The organism is Saccharomonospora glauca K62, from assembly GCF_000243395.2.
GTDB lineage: Bacteria > Actinomycetota > Actinomycetes > Mycobacteriales > Pseudonocardiaceae > Saccharomonospora > Saccharomonospora glauca.
Window position 1 is genome coordinate 3,955,466 of sequence record NZ_CM001484.1, and the last position, 22,051, is coordinate 3,977,516.

General features: G+C 67.8%; 16 protein-coding genes. 11 read left to right on the top strand and 5 right to left on the bottom strand.

The annotated features are described in order from the left end of the window. Positions 1–2 precede the first annotated feature (2 nt). The gene (locus SACGLDRAFT_RS18410; RefSeq protein WP_232284001.1) at positions 3–3,158 is read right to left on the bottom strand and encodes a nitrate- and nitrite sensing domain-containing protein; all 3,156 of its coding nucleotides are present in this window, start codon (positions 3,156–3,158) and stop codon (positions 3–5) included. A gap of 582 nt (positions 3,159–3,740) precedes the next feature. Between SACGLDRAFT_RS18410 and SACGLDRAFT_RS18415 the strand changes: the two genes are divergently transcribed. From SACGLDRAFT_RS18415 to SACGLDRAFT_RS18430, 4 genes are all read left to right on the top strand, one after another. Further along, the gene (locus SACGLDRAFT_RS18415; protein WP_005466458.1) at positions 3,741–4,766 is read left to right on the top strand and encodes an ABC transporter substrate-binding protein; all 1,026 of its coding nucleotides are present in this window, start codon (positions 3,741–3,743) and stop codon (positions 4,764–4,766) included. Position 4,767: 1 nt separating this feature from the next. After that, positions 4,768–5,538: an ABC transporter permease gene (locus SACGLDRAFT_RS18420; protein WP_005466459.1), complete on the top strand. Its 771-nt coding sequence runs from the start codon at positions 4,768–4,770 to the stop codon at positions 5,536–5,538. 68 nt (positions 5,539–5,606) lie between these two features. Beyond that, positions 5,607–6,428: an ABC transporter permease gene (locus SACGLDRAFT_RS18425; protein ID WP_040919281.1), complete on the top strand. Its 822-nt coding sequence runs from the start codon at positions 5,607–5,609 to the stop codon at positions 6,426–6,428. Position 6,429: 1 nt separating this feature from the next. Then, on the top strand, positions 6,430–7,227 hold the full coding sequence (locus SACGLDRAFT_RS18430; RefSeq protein ID WP_005466462.1) for an ABC transporter ATP-binding protein: 798 nt from the start codon (positions 6,430–6,432) through the stop codon (positions 7,225–7,227). A 78-nt stretch (positions 7,228–7,305) separates the two neighbouring features. Here SACGLDRAFT_RS18430 and SACGLDRAFT_RS18435 read toward each other — a convergent pair whose 3' ends face one another. After that, positions 7,306–9,987, bottom strand: coding sequence for a sensor histidine kinase (locus SACGLDRAFT_RS18435; RefSeq protein ID WP_005466463.1), 2,682 nt, complete (start codon positions 9,985–9,987; stop codon positions 7,306–7,308). A 188-nt stretch (positions 9,988–10,175) separates the two neighbouring features. On the opposite strand from SACGLDRAFT_RS18435, the gene SACGLDRAFT_RS18440 reads away from it, so the two are divergent. Genes SACGLDRAFT_RS18440 through SACGLDRAFT_RS18450 form a run of 3 tightly spaced genes read left to right on the top strand, consistent with a single transcriptional unit; the run spans position 10,176 to position 13,697 of the window. Then, positions 10,176–11,144 carry an ABC transporter substrate-binding protein gene (locus tag SACGLDRAFT_RS18440; RefSeq protein ID WP_005466464.1) on the top strand — a complete coding sequence of 323 codons (969 nt, stop codon included), beginning with the start codon at positions 10,176–10,178 and terminating at the stop codon, positions 11,142–11,144. A gap of 24 nt (positions 11,145–11,168) precedes the next feature. Then, positions 11,169–12,815 (top strand): DNA repair helicase XPB, encoded by a 1,647-nt coding sequence (locus SACGLDRAFT_RS18445; protein ID WP_005466465.1) that lies wholly within the window; start codon positions 11,169–11,171, stop codon positions 12,813–12,815. 33 nt (positions 12,816–12,848) lie between these two features. Beyond that, positions 12,849–13,697, top strand: coding sequence for a DUF72 domain-containing protein (locus tag SACGLDRAFT_RS18450; protein ID WP_005466466.1), 849 nt, complete (start codon positions 12,849–12,851; stop codon positions 13,695–13,697). Between the two features lie 3 nt (positions 13,698–13,700). Here the strand turns inward: SACGLDRAFT_RS18450 and SACGLDRAFT_RS18455 are convergent, their stop codons facing one another. The 3 genes from SACGLDRAFT_RS18455 to groL form a co-directional block, all read right to left on the bottom strand. After that, positions 13,701–14,279, bottom strand: a complete 579-nt coding sequence (locus SACGLDRAFT_RS18455; protein ID WP_040919285.1) for a type 1 glutamine amidotransferase domain-containing protein — start codon at positions 14,277–14,279, stop codon at positions 13,701–13,703. Positions 14,280–14,418: 139 nt separating this feature from the next. Beyond that, entirely contained in the window at positions 14,419–16,122 is a 1,704-nt protein-coding gene (locus SACGLDRAFT_RS18460; RefSeq protein ID WP_005466468.1) for a M14 family zinc carboxypeptidase, read from the bottom strand. A 260-nt stretch (positions 16,123–16,382) separates the two neighbouring features. Continuing rightward, complete coding sequence (gene groL / locus SACGLDRAFT_RS18465) at positions 16,383–18,011, bottom strand: chaperonin GroEL (RefSeq protein ID WP_005466469.1); 1,629 nt, start codon at positions 18,009–18,011, stop codon at positions 16,383–16,385. 341 nt (positions 18,012–18,352) lie between these two features. Between groL and SACGLDRAFT_RS18470 the strand changes: the two genes are divergently transcribed. Genes SACGLDRAFT_RS18470 through SACGLDRAFT_RS18485 form a run of 4 tightly spaced genes read left to right on the top strand, consistent with a single transcriptional unit; the run spans position 18,353 to position 22,045 of the window. After that, positions 18,353–19,306, top strand: coding sequence for a siderophore ABC transporter substrate-binding protein (locus tag SACGLDRAFT_RS18470; protein ID WP_005466470.1), 954 nt, complete (start codon positions 18,353–18,355; stop codon positions 19,304–19,306). Beyond that, positions 19,303–20,316 carry an ABC transporter permease gene (locus tag SACGLDRAFT_RS18475; RefSeq protein WP_005466471.1) on the top strand — a complete coding sequence of 338 codons (1,014 nt, stop codon included), beginning with the start codon at positions 19,303–19,305 and terminating at the stop codon, positions 20,314–20,316. The genes SACGLDRAFT_RS18470 and SACGLDRAFT_RS18475 overlap by 4 nt, the downstream gene beginning before the upstream one ends. Next, a complete protein-coding gene (locus SACGLDRAFT_RS18480; protein ID WP_005466472.1) occupies positions 20,313–21,290 on the top strand; it encodes an iron chelate uptake ABC transporter family permease subunit in 978 nt (325 codons plus the stop codon). Before SACGLDRAFT_RS18475 ends, SACGLDRAFT_RS18480 begins: the two co-directional genes overlap by 4 nt. After that, positions 21,287–22,045: an iron ABC transporter ATP-binding protein gene (locus SACGLDRAFT_RS18485; protein WP_005466473.1), complete on the top strand. Its 759-nt coding sequence runs from the start codon at positions 21,287–21,289 to the stop codon at positions 22,043–22,045. Before SACGLDRAFT_RS18480 ends, SACGLDRAFT_RS18485 begins: the two co-directional genes overlap by 4 nt. Positions 22,046–22,051: the final 6 nt, after the last annotated feature.

The window sequence follows — 22,051 nt, forward strand, 5'->3', positions numbered from 1 at the left end:
TTCTACTCCTTCGCCCCGTTGTGACGGGTGTCGTTGCCCGTCTCGTCGAACTGCTCACTCTGGGCCGACGTCTCCTTGAGCGCGTGGCGTCCGCTCTGGTAGCCACGCTGGAAGCTCTTCATGCGGTTGCGCGCCGCCTCGGCCGACCTGGCGACGGCACTGCGTCCCGGCTTCCCGGCCGTGGTGTCGGCGAACGCGTTCCCCTGGCTCGGGGAAATCGAACCCGGCACCAAGTATGCGTTGGGCACCCGCTTGGGAAGACCGGCAGGAGTGATCTCCGCGTGCTTCTCCTCCAGCAGCGCGTGGGCGGCTTCCCAACCGCTGTCGGAAGCGCTGTGCCAGCCCAGGTCCTTCGAGCTGCTCTGGGTCGCCTTCTCGGCGTCGCCGTTCACAGCGGCGCCCGCCGTCTCGCCGCTGTCGGAGTCGGAAACCGAACCGGGCTCGGCGCCCCACGCCTCACCGTCGGTGTCGACGTCGTCGTCGAACGGTTCCTCCTCGCTGAACCACCGCGACAGCACTGACTGGTAGATCGGCAGTCTCCTGGTGGGTACATCGTCCTCCAGTGCGCTCCCGTCGCCTCCGGCCGACGGAGCGTGGGACTCCGAACCCTCCCTCGGCACGTAGCGCGTTTCCTCGTTGGGCGACGCCTCCGCGTACGCCTCGGTGACAGGGCCGTCGTCGTCACCGTCCGGCGACTCGACCGGCCACTGCGGTTCTTCTGACTCGGCGGCCGGAACCGGCTGCGAGATCTCGGTGGGGGGTTCCGGTGTCGGCTCCGCCGGGGCCGGACTCATGAACGGTCCCGCCGCCTTGCCGGTGCCTCCGACGAGGTCGTCGAGGCTGATGGGCTGAGCCAGCGGGCGCAGACCGTTCTCCCCGTGCGGGACCGACGACGAGGGTTCCTCCTGCGGCTCCGGGGTCGAAGCCGCCCGCTCCTGCACGGACGGAGTCGGCGGGGGCGGTGGCGTGGAGGGCCGATCGGCATCCGACGACGGCTTGCGCGGCGCGGGAAGCGGCGGCACGGCGGACGTCGGGGTCGAAGCGTCCACACGCGACGGCAGGGACGTCTCGGCCCCGGTCTCCCGCGAAGCGACGGAAGACTTGGGCAGGGACGTCACCGTGGAGGGAGCCTCGGTGAGCAGGTCGCTGGGCACGACCACGCGGGCGATCACGCCACCGTCGATGTCCTCGTTCTCGCGCAACCGGACCTCGATGCCGTGGCGCTTCGCCAGTCGCGCCACCACGTACAGACCCATGCGCCGGGTCACCGACACGTCCAGGTCCGGCGGGTCGGCGAGGCGCTCGTTGGCCTCGGCGAGCTGCTGTTCGGACATACCGACACCACGGTCGGTGATCTGGATGGCGAGCGACGAACGTCGGGTGACCACGGCCCGAACACTGATCTTCGTGTCCGGTTCGGAGAAATAGGTCGCGTTGTCCAGCAGCTCCGCGAGCAGGTGCACGAGGTCGTGCACCGCCCGGCCCTGCACGGAGATCTCGGGAATGGTGCCGAGTTCCACACGGGCGTACTGCTCGATCTCCGAGACGGCGGCGCCGATGACGTCGGCGGCCGGCACCGGCTTGGACATCGTCTTGGTGAGTCCCGCGCCCGAGAGCACCAGCAGGCTCTCGCCGTTACGGCGCAACCGGGTCGCGAGGTGGTCGAGCTCGAACAGGCTCGCGAGCTGGTCCGGGTCCTGCTCGTCGGCCTCCAGCCGGTCGATGACCCCGAGCTGGCGTTCCACGAGCCGCTGGCTGCGACGCGAGAGGTTCACGAAGATGCCGTTGACGTTCTCGCGCAACAGCGCCTGTTCGGCCGCCAGCCGGATGGCTCGCTCGTGGACGACGTCGAACGACCGGGCGACTTCGCCGATCTCCTCACGCGTGTGCACGGGGACGGGCGTGACGGCGTCACGGGACGCCTCCATGGGGTTGGGGTCGGCGAGAATGCGCCGCACCGTCTCCGGCAGTCGGACGTAGGCGACTTCCAACGCGCTCGACCGCAGCGTGCGCAGCGGGCGGGTCAACGCCCTGGCGACCACCAGCGTCAGCGCCACGGTGGCGACCAGGGTGAGAGTCATGAGACCGAAGAAGAGCCACGCGGCCCGGCTGGCCTGGCTCGCCAGGGTCTCGGCGTGTGCGCGCAACTCGGCGAGGAGCTCGGTCTCGACCTCGCGCATCATGTCCACCGTGTCGCTGCCGTCGCTATAGAGCTGCCGCGAACTGATGTTCAGGCCGCCCTCCGAGTCGATGGAGGCGTAGGCGGTGGCGATGATCCGCGCGCGGTTGTCGACCGCGGCACCCGACACGGTGTCGGCGAAGTTCTGTTGCTCGTCGAGGGTGGCGTTGGCGTTGAAGTTGCCGATCGCGGCCTCGGCGCTCGCCTGGGACGCCATCGAGCGCGAAAGCAGGTCGGCGACGAAGGCGTGGTTACCCGCGGCGATCTGCAGGGTCGCGTTCTCTCGGGCGGTGTGTTCCTTCGCCTCGGTGACGGCCTGCGCCGTGGTGCCTCGACGCAGCAGCTCGCGGTCGGTCACGGACAGGTTCACCGTCCGGCCGAGGTTGACGAGCGGGTCGAGGATCGAGTTGTAGATGCTGAAGACGGTCAGCTCCGGGATGTTCGTGCTGTTGATCTTGGCACGAAGCGGATCGAGAGCGTCGAGTCGTTGAACGGCACGTTCGTAGACGCGCCGCAGTCCCTCGTCACCGAGGTCGCTCTCCGCGAGCAGTTCCCGCAGGCGCGCCACCTCGGCGTTCACCTTCGCCGTCTGGTCGCTGACGGTCTGGGTGTCGACCCAGTCGGACGACATGTCGATGGCCTGCAGCGTCCGCTCTCGCTGGAGCTCGTGAACAACGGTCGTGACCTGCTGTGCCACTTCCACCTGCGTGACGGTGTCGCCGTACTCCGAGGCGTCACTCAGCTCCGAAACCGCACGGAGGCTGCCGAAGGCCAACGCGGTCAGCAGCGGAATGATCAGTACGACGGCGAGCTTGTAACGCAGCGGCCAGTTGCTCAGTCTCCATCGGGACGTCGCGACCTCGGAACCCGCAGATTCGCCCGTATTCTGGCGCGCCGGGTTCTCCTGTCCCTCCTGGTTCTGGGTGCCGCCCTGGTCGGATCCCAGCCCATCCCCATCCGCGGTCTCAGTCTTGGGCACCGCTTTACCACCATCGTTGTCCGAGCCGGATTTCAAAGCCGGCGTCCTGGCCAAGCACTTGCTACTCTCCGCACACGCTTTCGCGACGCCCAGTCACTGTTGTCGTAACCAAGCAGCGGAAGCATGCCGGGAAGCCCCCAGATGGGTCAATCCTCGTTTGGGCTAACAGCGCACCGAAGTGTTCACAGCTTCCGGTCGGTCGACGTGATCGACCTGGGTTCAACCAAACAGTCATCTGCCTGTCACTACTTCGGTGCTCCGTAACCCCCAGTTGAGACACAGAATGTAGCGAAGCCACTCCAGAGACGTAAGCCTCCCGAGATGATCCGCCTTGGACTTCACTGAGCGTTTGCCCTTCAGAGAGCCACATCTGCGTCGCAAGACTAAACCCAGAGTTAATTAGACCACACGATGATCCGCCCGAACGAGTGGACCATAACCACCCATAGATTGCACGCCGGTACGCATTGTGAGTGGCGCAGTAAATCTCTACAGTAACCGTGGCTCACTGAGCGAGCGGGAGGGCATCGCGCTCAGTCAGCGGATCACCAAACTGGGTATGAACCTCACTGAGGAGTGGCTTTGCTTCGACACGGCACCACGACGAGAAAGAAGTCCAGACCACACCGTCTGGCCACAGCGGTGGTGACTGCGGGCCTTCTCGCTTCCGTCAGCGGCTGTGGGCTGCTGAGCGGGGAAGAGGACACAGCGGAGTCGCAGGGCGGTAACGGCTCCGTGGAGAAGTCCACCATCACGGTCGCCCATCTGCCCTCCATCGACGTCGCTCCGCTGTACATCGCGAAGAACGAAGGGTACTTCGAGGACGAAGGACTCAACGTCAAGATCGAACAGGTGGCCAGTGGCCAGGCCGCGACTCAGAAGATGATCGGCGGCGACGCCGACATCGTGCAGTCCAGTTACGTGCCATTCCTGCTCGCCCACAAGGGCAGCGGCGCCGACCTTAAGATCATCTCCGACGCGGTCTCCGCGGCGCCGGACACCTTCGTGCTCGTCGCGAAGAAGGGCGGCGACGTGAAGTCGATCGACGACCTCGAAGGCAAGAAGATCGCGGTGTCGGCGCTCAAGACCATCTCCGACACCATGGTGATGTCGGCGATGAAGACGAACGGCCTCGATTACCGGAGCGTCGAATTCGTCCAGATGTCGTTCCCCGACATCCCCTCGGCCGTCGCGAAGGGCCAGGTGGACGCGGGCCTGGTCATCGAGCCGTTCCTCACGATGGGCGCCGAGGAGTACGGCGTCACCCCGATCGCGGACGTGGCCACCGGTCCGACGAAGGACTTCCCGCTCGCCGGGTACGGAGCACTCGCCGACTTCGTCGAGAAGAACCCCAAGACGGTCGCCGCCTTCCAGCGGGCGATGGAACGCGCCACCGAGGACGCCCAGGACCGCGCGGTCATCGAGCCGGTCATTCAGGAGACCGCGGGCATCGACGCCACCACCGCGTCCCTGGTGAAACTGCCCAACTTCCACGCCTCTCTGGACGCTTCCCGCCTCCAGCGGGTTCCCGACCTGATGGTGGAATTCGGGCTGCTGGACGAGAAGCTCGACATCGCACCGATGATCGTCCAACCGAGCGCCACCTGACGTGAAACCTCTCGTACGCAACCTCGTCGGCCTGATCGCCTTCCTCGGCCTGTGGGAACTGGTGGTCAGGCTCGGCTTGGTTCAGGAAGAAGACGTCCCCCCGGCGACGGTCGTGCTGACCAGGATCGTGGACCTGTTGGGGCAGGAAGCCTTCCTGCGGGACATCATCGCCACGGTCCTGGCGTGGTTGATAGCACTGGGCATCGCCGCGGCGATCGGCATTCCGTTGGGACTCGTCCTCGGGAACTTCCCGCGGGTGCGGCTCGCCACCCGCGCGGTGGTGGAGTTCCTGCGGCCGATCCCCTCGGTGGCCCTGATCCCGCTCGTGCTGGTGTCGATCGGTGGGGGCCCGGAAGCGAAGATCACCCTCGCGGTGTACGCCGCGTTGTGGCCGATCCTCTACAACACCATCTACGCCTTCGACGAGATCGATCCGCTGCTCATCGACACCGCGCGTTCGTGCGGTGTGCCCAAGGCGGGCATCCTGGCCTCGGTGGCGTTGCCGCACGCGGCCCCGTTCGTGTTCACCGGCATTCGGATCTCGGCCTCGGTGGGGCTGATCGTCATCGTCAGCACGGAGTTCATCGCGGGATCGAACGTCGGCATAGGAAGCGTCATCCTGGAAGCCGCCTACGGTGCGGGCAGAACGGACATCGTGCTCGCGGGCACCGTGGTGGCCGGGCTCATCGGCTACCTCGCCAACGAAGGCCTGGAGAAGCTGAGCGGAAAGCTGTTCAAATGGCACAAGGCGACCACGGCGGAGGTGGCATGAGCGAGAATCACGGGGTCGCTCATGACCACCGACCGGGTGCGGGTGCCCCGCAGGACACCGCAGGTGGCATGGCCAAGACCGCTGGTGTCGCCAGGAATTTCCTGCTGAAGTGGTCGCTCGCCATCGGCCTCGTCGTGCTGTGGGAGCTGGCCACGCTGGCCGCGGAGAGCGCGTTCTTCCCAAGACCCACGGAGATCCTGGCCCAAGCGGTCGACGTCTGGTTCTCCGGCCCCGCCTCCCACCTCTTCCTCGCCGACACCGTGTTCGACGACGTGTTGCCCAGCCTGGGCAGGGTCTTCGGAAGCTGGGCGATCGCGGTGGTGCTCGGTGTCGCGTTGGGCACGGCGCTGGGCCGCTCGCAGACGGCGATGGACTACATCGGTCCGCTGCTGTCGTTCATGCGCGCGGTGCCGCCGCCCGCGTTGATCCCGGTGTTCCTGGTGTTGTTCGGCATCGACAACACCATGAAGGTCGTGACGATCGTCTTCGGCTCGATCTGGCCCATCATTCTGAACACCGTCGACGGAGTCCGCTCGGTGAATCCGTTGCAGCAGGAGACGGCCAGGGCGTTCCGCACACCGCGCCGCTACTGGGTCACGATGGTCGTGCTGCCCGCGGCCATGCCGAAGATCTTCGCGGGAATGCGACTGAGCCTGTCGCTCGCGCTGATCCTCATGGTGATCTCCGAAATGGTCGGTGTCACCAACGGGATCGGGTTCCAGCTGATCTTCGCGCAGCAGAGCTACGAGTTCCCGACGATGTGGACGTGGATCGTGCTGCTCGGGGTACTGGGTTACGGGCTCAACGCATTGTTGCTCGCCGTGGAACGCCGGGTGTTGTCCTGGCAGCCCACGCGGGGCGCCGCGGACGCCAAGACAACTGGAGTGTGACATGGCAACAATGCTGGAGGTGTCCGGTCTCTACCACCGCTACGGCGGTGGGGAGAACGCGCACCTCGCGGTGAACGACCTCACCTTCACCGTGGAGACCGGGCAACTCGCGTGCATCGTGGGGCCGTCCGGATGTGGCAAGTCGACGATGCTGCGCTGCATCTCGGGGCTGATCAAGCCGTCCGGCGGTGAGGTGTCGCTGCACGGGGACCGCGTGGACGGTGTCCCGAAGGACCTGGCCGTGGTGTTCCAGGACTACAGCCGGTCGCTGTTCCCGTGGCTGACGGTGCGGCAGAACGTGGAGTTCCCCCTGCGTTGGCACGGCATCGGCAAGGACGAACGCCGGGAACGGGCCCAGGAGGCCCTGGAGTGGGTGAACCTCCCCAACGTGGCCAACAAGTACCCGTGGCAGCTCTCCGGTGGTATGCAGCAGCGGGTGTCGATCGCCAGGGCCCTGGCGCGCAGGCCCGCCCTGCTGCTGATGGACGAGCCGTTCGCCTCGGTGGACGCGCAGACCCGCTTCGAGCTGGAGGACCTGCTGCGAAAGGTGCAGTCGGCTCACGGCAGCACCATCCTGCTGGTCACCCACGACATCGACGAGAGCGTCTACCTCGGTGACCGGGTGCTCGTGCTGTCGAAGTCGCCCGCCACGATCGTGGCCGACCTGACGGTGGACCTCCCCGCCGAACGCGACCAGATCACGACTCGGGAGTCCGCCGAGTTCGTGTCGCTGCGCGCGGAGGTGGCGAGGCTGCTGCAGAGCGGGGCCAAGACCCCCGCCGAGGTCGGCGGAAGTTAACCGGTCCGCGACGACGGCCGAAGGCCCTCACGGCGCTCCCCTCCGGGGCGATGCCGTGAGGGCCTTTCGGTTGTCGGGTCAGTCCCCGCGCGTGTGACGGCCCCGCTGCACCCCGCGCTGCAAGCTCGTCATACGCGCCCTGACCGCCTCGGGCGAACGATTGACGGGGGGCGGGCGTTCCCCACGGCGATCGACGAGACCGCGTCGGGGCGGGTGCGGCTTCGGCACGGTGTCGTCTTCGGACAGTGCCGAGGCGATCGTTCCGGGTACCACTGGCGTGGGTTCGGTCGGTTCGGAGTCGCCCTCGAAGTCCGGGCCGGGTTCCGGGTCCGCCGACTCGCTCGGCCACCGGACGTCCTCGGCCCTCGGAACGTCTCCCTGCTCGGGAAACCACCTGGACAGCACGGCCTGATAGGCCGGCAGCCGGTCGGTGGGGACCTCCTCCTCCAGCGCGAAGGCGGCCGGAACGTCGTCCTCCTCTTCCGGCGCGAAGGAAGCCGGGACGTCGTCCGGCGCCACGGGAGGCGGAACGTCGTCATCGTCCTGTGTGGGCCACGCCGGTTGCGCGCCCAGCTCCACCGTCGTCCGGCGTGGTGTCGGTTCGGGCTCGACCTCGGCGAACTCGTCCGGGAACGGAACGTCGTCGGGCCATTCGGCCGACAACGGCGGCACACCGGCGACCGGCTCGTCCGTCTCGATCGGCTCTTCCTCGTCCACCGAAGGAGCAAGATCGGGCGCCCGTACCGCGGCGGACGTCGTCGGCAAGGGCAGCTCGATGGCCTCGGGGGTGTCGGGTTCCACCAGCTCGGCGGGCACCAGCACGGTCGCCGTGAGCCCACGCAGCTCGCCCGCGGACAGGCTCACCTCGATGTTGTGCCGTCCCGCGAGCCTGCCCACGACGTAGAGCCCCATCCGGCGCGACACCTCGACGTCCACCCTGGGCGGGTCGGCCAGGCGCGCGTTCGCCCGTCTGATCTCCGTCTCGGGCATGCCCGCGCCGCGGTCGATGATCTCGATGCGCCACTGCTTGTCCCGCGTCACCGAACTGACCACCGACACCTGCTCGTGCTCCGGCGAGTAGGCCGTGGCGTTCTCGAACAACTCCGCGATCACGTGGATGAGGTCGGCGGCCGCCTCTCCGCGCACCGACAACATCGGCGGAGTCTCCACGGAAATACGCTGGTAGTGCTCCACCTCGGACAGCGCGGCACCGATGATCTCCGAGGCTGGCACCGATCCCGGCAACGGCCGTCCCGCGTCCTCCCCGGCCAGCACGAGCAGGTTCTCGCTGTTGCGGCGCATCCGCGTGGCCAGGTGGTCGAGTTCGTACAGTCCGCCGAGGATCTCCGGGTCCTGCTCGTGTTCCTCCATGCGGTCGAGTACGGCGAGCTGGCGCTCCACGAGGTCCTGGCTGCGCCGGGAGAGGTTGACGAACATCGAGTTGACGTTCTCCCGCAGCATGGCCTGTTCCCCGGCGAGCCTCACCGCCTCGCCGTGAACGGCGTCGAACGCCCTTGCGACCTCGCCCAGCTCGTCGCGCGTGTGGACGGGCACGGGCTCCACGGCGCGAGTGTAGGTGTGTTCGGGGGTCGGGTGTTCCTCGGTGAGGATGTCGTCCACCACCGCGGGCAGCCTGTTCTCGGCGACGTCGAGCGCGCTGCTGCGCAGTGCCTTCAACGGCCGCAGCAGCGACCGCGTGATCACCACCGCGAGGATCGCCGCGACCAACAGCGCACCCAGCACCACACCGGCGTCGGTGCCCGCCGAACGACGCGCGTCGGCCGCGAGCTGGTCGGAGCGTTCCTGCAACTCCACCAGCAGCGCTTCCTGGACGTCCTTGACCAGGTTCACGGTGTAGGTGGAGGCACGATCCCACTCGTCGGCCGACAGCCCGTCGAGGGTCCCGCCGTTCTCCGCTCGGGTCAGCACCGACTCGACGATCCCGTTTCCGAGATCGACCACGAGCCCGATCACCGTGTCCGTGTACATGCGTTGCTGCTGCGGTGTCGCGAAGTTCATGAAGTCGTCCTTCGCGGCGTTCAGCTCCGCTTCCGTGGACAGCAACGCGCGTTCGGTGTTTTCGGACAAACTGCCCCGCGCCAGTGCCTGGGCCACCACGGCCCGCCTGACCGACATTTGGTCCTTCACCCGCGCCAGCGCGTTGGCCGCGAGGCGGGTTCCGGCCAGACCGGGGTCGGCGGAGTTCGAGACGAAGACCTCCCCCACGCCGAGCACGCCCGAGATCAGCTCGCTGTACGACCGCAGGACCGCCTCCGACGGCAGGGCGGTGTTCTCCCCCGCGTACCGCAGGCCCGTGAGCATGTCGAGCTCGTGGTCGATCCGCTCGAAGGCGGAGATCGATTCGGGCGAGAGCGCGTGCTTCGATCCGGCCAGTGCCTGGTCGAACTCCCCGACGGCGGAGTCGACCTTCGCACGCTGCTCCTTGAGTTCGCCGAGCGAGCCCTTCCGGCCACCGGCCACGTAGCGCACGGTGAGATCGCGTTCTCGCTGAAGGTGGTGCACCACCTCGGCGATGGTGGTCTCCACCCTGATGCGCTCGGCACTCTCGCTGAACTTCGCCGCCCTGTCGAGGTCATCGGTCGCTCGCAGCACGACGAGCACGAGCACCGCCACCGACGGGATGAGCAGCATGGCCAGCAGCTTGGTGCGCAGCCGCCAATTTCGAACCCGCCACCGACCTCCCGCGCGTTCACCAATCGCCGCGCCGTCCTTGGCAGGACGTTCACTGCGAGGAGTCACCTGGGCTTCCTTCGGTCGTCCGCAGCCGGGCGGTCCGCTATCGAAATCGCAGTGGAGGGTAACGGCCCCCTGCCACATTCGAAGTGACACCCGTGGCCGGAGAAGGGTTGCCGACGCATGGTATTGCGTTGATCACCTTAAGCTCCACCCATTGTCGGGATTTCACCCTGTGATCTTGGAGGCGGCCGGTGCGAACTCACAGGCGTGCGCTTTTTGTCCTCGCTGTCGTTTTACTACTCGGTTCCTGCTCGGTGTTCACCGAATCGGAGGAACCCACCACGCCTCCCCCGGAAAAGGAACGACTCGTGGTCGGCGTGGGCAACGCGGTGGAGACGGCGCCGCTTCGGCTGGGCGTGTCCGAGGGCCTGTTCCGACGCGGCGGCCTCGACGTGGAGCTGACGGAACTCACCGAAGACGACGACCCCCTGGCGATGCTGGCGAAGGAGGAGGTGGACGTGGTCTTCGCCGACGACGTCACGCTGTTCCGGGCCGCCGCCGAGGGCACGGAGCTCAGCCTCCAGGGCGAGGCCTACGTCGCGGGCACGGGCTCGATGGCGCTCGTGACGCTTCCCGACTCCGCCTACACCGATCCCGGCAAACTGCCCGCGCCCCGAATCGCGGTCCCCGCCCGCGACGGCCTCGGGACATTGACGGCCCGTTCCGCTCTCAAAGCGGCGGGCGTCGACCCGAACAAGATCACTTTCCAGGTCATTCCGTTCGACGGGATGGTGGAGGCATTGCGCTCGGGTCAGGTCGACGCCGCATGGATGGTGGAGCCCTACCTCACCACCGCGCAGATGGAACACGGGGCGCGCGTGCTAGCCGACTGCGCTCACGGCGCCACGGAGAGTTTTCCGATGTCGGCATACGCGACCACCGAGCAATTCAACGAGGCGAATCCGCGGACACTCGCGTTGTTCCGAGAGTTGTTGGCGAAGACCCAGCAGAAAGGTTCCGACAGAGGGGCCGTGCGCAGGGCGCTGCCCGAGATCGCCGACCTCGACGACGTCACGGCCTCGCTGGTGTCGCTGGGCTCCTACCCGCAAGCGGTCCATGTCGAACGCCTCCAACGTGTCGCCGACCTCATGCAGGGCGCCGGGCTGCTCTCCGAACGCCTCGATGCGGCATCGCTGGTGCCGAAAGGGGAACTCCCCTGACCTCGGACACGTATAAAGGAGGGCGTGACTGATGGCCCCCTGATCGTCCAGTCGGACAAGACGGTGCTGCTCGAGGTCGACCACGACCTCGCGGAGGACGCCCGCATCGCGATCGCGCCGTTCGCCGAGCTCGAACGCGCCCCCGAGCACGTCCACACGTACCGGATCACGCCGCTGGCGCTGTGGAACGCCCGTGCCGCCGGGCACGACGCCGAACAAGTGGTGGACGCCCTCACCACGTACTCGCGGTTCCCCGTGCCACAGCCCCTGCTGATCGACGTCGTCGACACGATGGGTCGGTTCGGCAGGCTCCAGATCCACAACCACCCCGCGCACGGCCTCGTGATGACCACCACCGACCGCGCCGTGCTCGAAGAGGTGCTGCGGAACAAGAAGATCAGCCCGATGCTCGGCACGCGCATCGACGACGACACCGTGGTGGTGCATCCGTCGGAACGGGGTCGGCTCAAGCAGGCGCTGTTGAAGGTGGGCTGGCCCGCCGAGGACCTCGCCGGCTACGTCGACGGCGAGTCGCACCCGATGTCGCTTCGGGAGGACGGCTGGGCGCTGCGCGACTACCAGCGGCAGGCCGCCGAGGCGTTCTGGTCGGGCGGCTCGGGCGTCGTCGTGCTTCCCTGCGGAGCGGGCAAGACGTTGGTCGGCGCGGCGGCCATGGCACGGGCCCGGGCCACGACCCTCATCCTCGTCACCAACACCGTCGCGGGCAGGCAGTGGAAGCGTGAACTCGTCGAGCGCACCTCGCTCACCGAGGACGAGATCGGCGAGTACTCCGGGGAGAAGAAGGAGATCCGCCCGGTCACCATCGCCACGTACCAGGTCATCACCCGCAAGACCAAGGGCGAGTACAAACACCTGGAACTGTTCGACTCCCGCGACTGGGGACTGGTCATCTACGACGAAGTGCACCTGCTGCCCGCCCCCGTGTTCCGCATGACCGCCGACCTGCAGTCCCGGCGCCGACTCGGCCTCACCGCGACGCTCGTGCGCGAGGACGGCCGCGAAGGTGACGTGTTCTCCCTCATCGGCCCCAAGCGTTACGACGTCCCGTGGCGGGACATCGAGGCTCAGGGCTGGATCGCGCCCGCCGAGTGCATCGAGGTTCGAGTCACGCTCACCGACGCCGAACGCCTCGCCTACGCCACCGCCGAGAGCGAGGAACGCTACCGCCTGGCCTCCACCGCGCACACCAAAACCGGCGTCATCGCCTCGATCGTCGAGAAACACGCCGGGGAGCCCACGCTGGTCATCGGCGCCTACCTCGACCAGCTGGAGGAACTCGGCGCCGAGCTGAACGCGCCCGTGGTGCAGGGATCGACGAGGAACAAGGAGCGCGAGGCGCTGTTCGACGCCTTCCGGCGAGGCGAGATCGACAAGCTGGTGGTGTCGAAGGTCGCCAACTTCTCCATCGACCTGCCCGAGGCGTCGGTGGCCATTCAGGTGTCGGGCACCTTCGGTTCCCGCCAGGAGGAAGCACAGCGGCTCGGCAGGCTGCTCCGCCCCAAGGGCGACGGACGGCAGGCGCACTTCTACTCCGTCGTGGCCCGCGACACCGTCGACACCGAGTACGCCGCCCACCGACAGCGTTTCCTCGCCGAACAGGGGTACGCCTACCGCATCGTCGACGCCGACGACCTGCTGCGGCCACTGTGACGTAGTGGGGGAGCGTCCCGGAAGGAGCGAGGCATTCCGATTCCCGACAGCGAGATCCGCATCGGCACGTCGGGCTGGGCGTATCCCGGCTGGCGGGGAGAGTTCTACCCGCGTGGGCTGCCCCGGCACCGGGAACTGGAGTACCTCTCGCGCCGGGTGAACACCGTCGAGATCAACGGCTCGTTCTACTCGCTTCAGCGGCCCGAACGGTACCTGCGGTGGCGGGACCGCACACCGGACGACTTCCGGTTCACCGTCAAGGGAAGCCGGTTCATCACGCACATGCTGCGGCTGCGCGGGGTGGAGACGGCGCTCGCGAACTTCCTCGCCTCGGGCGTGCTTGCACTGGAGGCGAAGCTCGGGCCGATCCTCTGGCAACTGCCGCCCCGGCAGGCCTTCGAGCCCGACCGGCTGAGCGCGTTCTTCGACCTGCTGCCCCGCACCACCCACGACGCCGCCGCGCTCGCGCGTCACCACGACGACAAGGTGACCTTCCCACCCCACACCGACGTGTCCGCCGACCGGCGACTACGCCACGCCCTCGAAGTACGGCACCCCAGTTTCACCGACCCGCGGTTCCCCGAACTCCTGCGGGCTCACGACATCGCGCTCGTCGTCGCCGACACCGCGGGAATGTGGCCCTACCTGGAGGACGTGACGTCCGACCTCGTCTACGTCCGGCTCCACGGCGACGTCGAGCTCTACGCCAGCGGGTACGGCGACGAGACCCTCACGGCCTGGGCCACGAAGATCGAGCGGTGGCGTTCGGCGGGCCTCGACGTCTACGTCTACTTCGACAACGACATCAAGGTGAAAGCGCCCGGCGACGCGATGGCGCTGGCCGCCAAACTCGGCCTGCGCCCCGCGTCGCCGGGCGAGTAAGGATCAGGCGCTCGCCGTCTGCTTGGAGTGCTTGCCCTCCGCGATCTCTTCCACCAGCTTCGAGCAAAACGCGGGCAAATCGTCGGGCTTGCGGCTCGACACCAGGCCGTTGTCCACGACGACCTCCTCGTCGACCCACTCCGCGCCCGCGTTGCGCAAGTCCGTCCGCAGGCTCGGCCACGACGTGAGGCGGCGACCGCGCACGACGTCGGCCTCGATCAACGTCCACGGCCCATGACAGATCACCGCGACCGGCTTCTGCCGGGTGAAGAACTCACGGACGAAGCTCACGGCGTCCGCGTCGGTGCGCAAGAGGTCGGGATTGGCGACCCCACCCGGAAGCACGAGCCCGTCGTAGTCGTCCACCGACGCCTCGGCGACGGTCTTGTCGACCGAGAAGGTGTCGCCCTTGTCGAGGTGGTTGAACGCCTGGACGTCCCCGGACTTCGTGGAGATCAGCTCGGGCCTGCCACCGGCGTTCTCGACCGCCTTCCAGGGCTCGGTCAGTTCGACCTGCTCCGTTCCCTCGGGCGCCACCAGGAACGCGACTCGACGGCCGGTGAGTGTGTCCGCCACGCTCATCACTCCTTCCAAAGGGGTACACCCTCGGGCTACCCGCCCAAACGGGCGAACGAAACGAGACCCCACTCACCGACGTGTCCGCAGGTTATGCACGCGTGTCCGCAGGTTGTGCACGCGTGTCCGCACTTCTCGTACGCGATTACGGCCTCGCGCCACCCGCGCACCGCGACAGGTCCACCGTCACCCGCTCACCGCGCGCGACGGTCACCTCCTTCTCCTGCCACGCGTTGCCCCGCGCGCGCTCACAGCGCACCGTCCAGCTCTCGGTGATCGTGCCGCCGTCCCTGGCGGGCCGCACCGACGGGTTGACGCTCCACTCGACCGTGCCGCCCGGCGCGGTCAGGGTCGAGGTCAACTCGCTTCGGAACGGAATCGGCTCGCCGACCTCGCCGTTGGCCCCCTGCACGGGCGCCGTGTACTGGGTGAACGCCTTCTCCACCGTGAGTTTCGCGCCCCGCGGGGCCGCCACCTCCAACACGGCGTGGTAGTCGCGGTTCGCCGCCACCTCGAACTGCCTCAGCAACGCCTCCCGCACCCCACCGTCGGCGTGCTCCTGCGTGCCGATCCCCAGGTACTGGTCGATCACCGCCTCCTGGTAGCCGACGTGGAAGTTCTCGCCCTCCAGCTCGAACTCGAACCCGAACCCGCCCGTGGTGAAGTAGCTCCACTCACCGGTGGAACCGCTGGTGTCGTACAGCTGGTACGACGGGATGCTCCGGTAACCGGTGGCTTCCGCCAAGGCGTCGCCGATCCGCGAGTACAACTCCTCGTCGGCGGTGAGCGGGGTGTCGGACTGCTGCGGCGGACGCAGCACCAGGCCACCGTAGTTGTGGACACTCTGCAACGACGTCACCTGGTGGGTCGAGACCAGGTCCCGGATGTTGCGCACCTCCGGTTCGGAGAACGGCGCCGCGCCCCGGTAGGTCCCGCTCTCGGGATTGGCACTCGCGCCGAGCCCGCCCCAGTTGCCGCCGTAGTTGCGGTTGAGGTCGACTCCCAGGCTGCCGTTGTCGGCGTCGGCGCACTCGCCGGGCGTCACGTCGTCACTGCCGTCGACGAGTCGGCAGTTCTTCCGCTTGTACTCGTGCAGGTAGCTGCGCGAGATGTCGAACCCGTCGACGTTGACGATCGGCACCACGATGATGCGGGCACGCTCCAGCAGGTCGGTTACGCGCGCGTCCTCACCGTCGTTCCGGACGAGGTCGATGGCGAACTCCATGACCACCTCGGCCGTGGGCCACTCCCGTGCGTGGTGGGTTCCCACGAGGAGGAAGACGGGCCTTCCGTCGTCGGTCGCGACGTCGTGGGCGATCTCCAGGCCCCGGACCTCCTTGCCGAGCAACGACTTGTGCGGCAACGTGATCGGCTTGACGAGGTCGGGACGCTCCTCCGCCAGGGCCGCCATGTCGGTGCCGTAGTCGGCGTAGGTGCGGTAGGTGTTGCGACCGCTCGGCAGCGGCGACGCCGCCAGGGTGCGTGCTTTCTCGGTGTCCTCCGCGAGCACCGCACGGGTGTGTGCCGCCAGGTCGGGGATGACGACGTCGTAGTCGAAACCCGCCGCTTCGAGTCGTCGACGATCGGCGGAATCGTGTGCGTAGACCTCCAGATAGCCCGACCCCGCGACCGGGGCGATGTCGACCCCGGTGGCGACGAGCCGGTCGACCTCGGCTTTCGTCGGCGTGGGAACCCGGAGCAGCGACACCACGTCGGCGCTACCGGTGTCGTCGGGGTGGGGCTGCGCCGAGGCGGCGTACGCCGGCGCCGTGGTAAGCACCGTGGCGGCCAGTCCGGCCACCACGGCGGTCACGGTGCCACGACGGGGCGAGGTGGAAAGTCTTCCCATGTCAACCTCCCGGTAGGGATTTCGACACGGAAAGTAATCATCCCCTTAGCCAGGTGAAAGATCCGGAAGAGTGGACGATCTTGGCGAAAGGAGTAGCGGGGCGTCGGAAGTGCCGACATCCGTACGCGAGCTGCGGACACGCGTGCACAAGGTGCGGACACGAGTACGGGAACTGCGGACACGCGTGCACAGACTGCGGACACGAAAAGGCCCGGCTCCCTTTTCGGGGGCCGGGCCTTTTCGGGCCTATGGGGCTGGAATCACATCATGCCTTCCATGCCACCCATGCCGCCGGCGGCGTCACCGGCCTTCTCCTTCTCCGGCTTGTCCGCGACCACGGCCTCCGTGGTCAGGAACAGCGCGGCGATGGAGGCGGCGTTCTGCAGGGCGGAACGGGTCACCTTGGCCGGGTCGATGACGCCCGCGGCCACCAGGTCCTCGTACTCGCCGGTGGCGGCGTTCAGGCCGTGACCCTGCGGCAGGGTCTTGACCTTCTCCACCACGACGCCGCCCTCGAGACCGCTGTTGACGGCGATCTGCTTGAGCGGGCCCTCGACGGCCACCTTGACGATGTTGGCGCCGGTCGCCTCGTCACCCTCAAGCTTGAGGCTCTCGAAGGCGGTCTTGGACGCCTGGAGCAGGGCCACGCCACCACCGGCGACGATGCCCTCCTCGACGGCGGCCTTGGCGTTGCGCACCGCGTCCTCGATGCGGTGCTTGCGCTCCTTCAGCTCCACCTCGGTGGCGGCACCGGCCTTGATGACCGCGACACCACCGGCCAGCTTGGCCAGCCGCTCCTGCAGCTTCTCCCGGTCGTAGTCGGAGTCGCTGTTTTCGATCTCGGCACGGATCTGGTTGACACGGCCCTGGATCTGGTCCGCGTCGCCCGCGCCCTCGACGATGGTCGTCTCGTCCTTGGTGACGACGACCTTGCGGGCCTTGCCGAGCAGGGAGAGGTCGGCGTTCTCCAGCTTGAGGCCGACGTCCTCGCTGATGACCTGGCCGCCCGTGAGGATGGCCATGTCCTGCAGCATCGCCTTGCGACGGTCACCGAAGCCCGGAGCCTTGACGGCGACGGACTTGAAGGTGCCGCGGATCTTGTTGACGACCAGGGTGGCCAGAGCCTCGCCCTCGACGTCCTCGGCGATGATCAGCAGCGGCTTGCCCGCCTGCATGACCTTCTCCAGCACCGGGAGCAGGTCCTTGACGTTCGAGATCTTGGAGCCGTACAGCAGGATGTACGGGTCCTCCAGGACGGCTTCCTGCCGCTCGGCGTCGGTGGCGAAGTAGCCCGAGATGTAGCCCTTGTCGAAGCGCATACCCTCGGTGAGCTCCAGCTCCAGACCGAAGGTGTTGGACTCCTCGACGGTGACGACGCCTTCCTTGCCGACCTTGTCCAGCGCCTCGGCGATCAGCTCACCGATGGTCTTGTCGGCGGCGGAGATCGACGCGGTAGCAGCGATCTGCTCCTTGGTCTCGACCTCCTTGGCCATCTTGTGCAGCTGCTCGGTGACAGCCTCGACGGCCTGCTCGATACCACGCTTCAGAGCGATCGGGTCGGCGCCGGCGGCGACGTTGCGCAGACCCTCCTTGACGAGAGCCTGGGCGAGCACCGTGGCGGTGGTGGTGCCGTCACCCGCGACGTCGTCGGTCTTCTTGGCGACTTCCTTGACGAGTTCGGCCCCGATCTTCTCCCACGGGTCCTCGAGCTCGATCTCCTTCGCGATCGAGACACCGTCGTTGGTGATCGTCGGCGCGCCCCACTTCTTCTCGAGCACGACGTTGCGGCCACGGGGGCCGAGCGTCACCTTGACGGCCTCGGCGAGGGTGTTCAGACCGCGCTCAAGACCGCGGCGGGCGTCCTCATCGAACGCAATCAGTTTGGCCATTGCGGTGTGGTCCTCCGGTAGTCAGGACACGTCCTCGGCCAGGCTCGGTGCCCGCGACGGACGACCAGTTCGGTATCGCCGAACATGGCCTCACCGTCCCGACCTTCAGGCGGTGGTCGGCGACCGACCGCCTAGCACTCGACGGCGCCGAGTGCCAATTCCGTGTTTAGCACTCTCGGGGTGCGAGTGCAAGCAAGGGGGTACCCCGCCGCCCGTTCTCCCAGTGGTGCACACTCCGGCGATTTAGCTCACTTTGCGACGTCCGTCATCCCCACTCGTTTCACGCCCCACTTAAGTTAGCCTCACCTATCTTGAAAATTCGATCTTTGTGGGGAGCAAGCATGCGTGGAGGTCGTCACCGCCGTGGGGCGTTCGCGGTCCTGTTGGCCGGCCTCGTCGGCCTGCTGGCCGCCTGTGGTGGGGAGACCGACACCGGTGCCGCCGGCGGCGAGGGGTCCCTCACCGTCGAGCACGCCCAGGGCTCCACCTCGCTGGAGGGCACGCCCGAACGGATCGTCGTCTTCGACCTCGGCGTGCTCGAAACCCTCGACGACCTCGGAGTCGAGGGCATCGTCGGGGTTCCCGAGGTCGCGAACCTGCCCGAGCACCTCGGCGAGTACGCCTCCGACGACTACACCAAGGTCGGCAGCCTCAAGGAGCCCGACTTCGAGCAGGTCAACGCCCTCGAACCCGACCTCATCATCGTCGCGGCACGCTCGGCTCCCGCCTATGGCGAGCTGTCCGAGATCGCCCCCACCGTCGACCTCAGCGTCGACACGACGAACTTCCTGGCCAGCGCCACCGAACGCATCGAGACGCTCGGCGAGTTGTTCGGCAAGGAGGACGCGGTGCGCGACCGCCTGGACGCGCTGGCCGCGAAGGCGGAGGAGGTCGCCTCCTCCGGTGCCGGCGACAGGACCGGTCTGGTCGTCCTGACCACCGGCGGCAAGCTGAGCGCCTACGGCCCCGGCTCCCGGTTCGGCATCGTCTACGACAACCTCGGGGTGAAGCCCGCCGTCGAGGGCTTGTCGGCCGACACCCACGGCGACGCCATCTCCTCGGAGTTCATCGCCGAGGCGAACCCCGACCTGCTGTTCGTGATCGACCGCGACTCCGCCATCGGCGAGGCCGGCGAGTCGGCGAAGCAGGTTCTGGACAACGCGCTCGTGAACGGCACCACCGCCGCCGAGCAGGGCGGCATCGTCTACCTCGACCCCACCCAGTGGTACCTGACGTCCAACGGCCTGCCCTCGCTGGAGGCCATGGTGACGGCCGTCGGGGACAGCGTGGCGTGAGCTCGTCCGCAACCCGGTCGCCGCGGCGGGCCCGGCGGGGGACCCCGGTCCGCCGCGGCCACGTCGCACTCGCGGTGGTACTGCTCGCCGCGGCGTCGTTCGGCTCGCTGTTCGTGGGTGTCACGGAGTTGACGCCCGCCGGGCTGCTCTCGGGCGACGAACACCAGCTCATGGTGCTGCGGGAGTCCCGGCTGCCCCGGTTGCTGGCGATCCTGCTGGCCGGTTCCACGCTGAGCGTCGCCGGTCTGGTGATGATGAGCCTCACCCGAAACCGCTTCGTCACGCCGTCGACGGCGGGCACGGCGGAGTCGGCGTCGTTGGGCGTGCTCGTGGCCACCGTGTTCTTCGGCGCCCAGGCCGTCGGCGTGAAGATGGCGGTGGCGACGGTGTTCGCCCTGCTCGGCACCGGCGTCTTCCTCGCCCTGCTGCGGCGCCTGACGTTCGCCGACATCATCGTGGTGCCGCTGGTGGGCATCATGTTCGGCGGCGTGGTCTCGGCACTCACCACGTTCTTCGCCTACCGGGCCGACCTGTTGCAGACCTTGTCGGCCTGGACCAGCGGGGAGTTCTCCGGGGTCCTCAAAGGTCGCTACGAGCTGCTGTGGATCACCGCCGCCGCGGCGCTGATCGGCTACCTGTTCGCCGACCGGTTCACCCTCGCCGGACTCGGCCGTGACTTCGCCGTCAACCTCGGGGTCCACTACGACCGCGTGGTGACCACCGGTCTCGTGCTGATCTCCGTGATCACCGCCGTCGTCGTGGTGACGGTGGGCAACATCCCGTTCCTCGGCCTCGTGGTGCCCAACCTCGTCACGCTCCTGCTCGGCGACAACCTGCGCCGGGTCCTTCCGGTGACGGCGTTGGCCGGGGCGTTCTTCGTGCTCTGCTGCGACGTGGTGGGCCGCACGATCCGCTACCCGTACGAGATCCCCGTCGAGACGATCGCAGGGGTCGTCGGCGGAGGTCTGTTCCTCTACCTCGTGCTGCGGGCCCGGCGGAGGCCCGCATGACCGGCGTTCGCAGTCTCGGCGAGCGGAAACGGCAGCACCGCGTCCTGGCCGTCCTCGCGGCGGTCACCGTCACGGGTGCCGTGGCCTTCTGCGTCGTCGGGCTCACCGGCAACCTGGAGTACGCGCTGGGCATCCGGCTGCGCAAGGTCGTGGCGATGGCCGTGGTCGGCGTCGCGATCGGCTACTCCAGCGTGTTGTTCCAGACGATCACGAACAACCGCGTCCTCACCCCGCAGATCATGGGGTTCGACTCGTTGTTCGTGCTGATCCAGACGCTCGTCGTGTACTTCGCCGGCGCGATCGCGCTCAGCAGCGCCGACCCGCACGTGCTCTTCGCCGTCCAGGCGGGCGTGATGGTCGCGTTCGCGTTCGCGCTGCACCGCTGGCTGTTCGACCGCGACAGCCGTGACCTCTACCTGCTCGTGCTCGTCGGCGTCATCTTCGGCACGCTGTTCTCCAGCCTGTCGTCGCTGGCGTCCAGGCTGATCAACCCCAACGACTTCGTCACGCTGCAGGACAGCCTCTTCGCGAGCTTCAACTCCGTGGACGAGACCTTGCTGTGGTTCTCGGCCGTCCTGCTCGTGGCGCTCTGCGGGGTGGGCACGTCCCTGTTCCGCAAGCTCGACGTCGTGGCGCTCGGCAGGGACACGGCCGTGGGGCTGGGGGTCGACCACCGGTCGGTGGTCAACCGCAGCCTGGTCCTCGTCGCGATCCTCGTCTCGGTGTCCACGGCGCTCGTCGGCCCCGTCACCTTCCTCGGCGTGCTCGTGGCCAACCTGGCCCGGCAACTGACCCGCACGTTCCGGCACTCCGTCGTCGTGCCCGCCGCGTCCTTGCTCGCGGTCGCCGCGCTGACGGTGGGACAGCTCGTGCTGGAACGGGTGCTCGGCACGGATACCGCGCTCAGCGTGATCGTCAACTTCGGGGGCGGTCTGTACTTCATCGCCCTGCTCGTCCGGGAGTCCACACGATGATCGAGATCAACGGAGTCACCAAGCGCTACGGCGGGACGACGGTCGTCGACGACGTCTCACTGTCCATCCCGGCCGGTGGGATCACGTCGGTGATCGGCTCCAACGGGGCGGGCAAGTCGACGCTGCTGTCGATGATGAGTCGCCTGCTCGAACCCGACGCGGGGTCGATCACCGTGGACGGCATGGACGTCACCACGACCCGCACCGAGGACCTCGCGAAGCGGCTCGCCGTGCTCCGGCAGGAGAACCACACCGCCGTGCGGCTCACCGTCCGGGAGTTGGTCTCGTTCGGACGGTTCCCCCACTCGGGCGGCCGCCTGTCGAGGGCCGACCACGAGATCGTCGACGACGCGGTGTCCTACTTCGAGCTCACGGAGTTCGCCGACCGCCCGCTCGACACGCTCTCGGGCGGACAACGACAGCGCGCCCACATCGCGATGGTGCTGTGCCAGAGCACCGACTACGTGCTGCTGGACGAGCCCCTCAACAACCTCGACATGCGGCACTCGGTGCAGATCATGCACCGGCTCCGCCGCATGGCCGACGACTACGGCAAGACCGTCGTCATGGTGGTCCACGACATCAACTTCGCGGCGCGGTACTCCGACCGGATCGTCGCCATGCGAAACGGCGCGCTGGTGGCTCACGGCACCGTCGCCGAGGTCATGGACCCCGACGTGCTGCGCGCGGTGTTCGACCTGGACATCACCGTGCACGACCTCGGCGGACACCGCGTGGGGGACTTCTACGGCTGACGGACC

Bases quoted from the DNA above. Each gene is read 5' to 3' on its own strand.
- groL (WP_005466469.1), bottom strand. From the start codon at position 18,011: ATGGCCAAACTGATTGCGTTCGATGAGGACGCCCGCCGCGGTCTTGAG.
- SACGLDRAFT_RS18430 (WP_005466462.1), top strand. From the start codon at position 6,430: ATGGCAACAATGCTGGAGGTGTCCGGTCTCTACCACCGCTACGGCGGT.
- SACGLDRAFT_RS18455 (WP_040919285.1), bottom strand. From the start codon at position 14,279: ATGAGCGTGGCGGACACACTCACCGGCCGTCGAGTCGCGTTCCTGGTG.
- SACGLDRAFT_RS18480 (WP_005466472.1), top strand. From the start codon at position 20,313: ATGACCGGCGTTCGCAGTCTCGGCGAGCGGAAACGGCAGCACCGCGTC.
- SACGLDRAFT_RS18460 (WP_005466468.1), bottom strand. From the start codon at position 16,122: ATGGGAAGACTTTCCACCTCGCCCCGTCGTGGCACCGTGACCGCCGTG.
- SACGLDRAFT_RS18470 (WP_005466470.1), top strand. From the start codon at position 18,353: ATGCGTGGAGGTCGTCACCGCCGTGGGGCGTTCGCGGTCCTGTTGGCC.
- SACGLDRAFT_RS18485 (WP_005466473.1), top strand. From the start codon at position 21,287: ATGATCGAGATCAACGGAGTCACCAAGCGCTACGGCGGGACGACGGTC.
- SACGLDRAFT_RS18425 (WP_040919281.1), top strand. From the start codon at position 5,607: ATGGCCAAGACCGCTGGTGTCGCCAGGAATTTCCTGCTGAAGTGGTCG.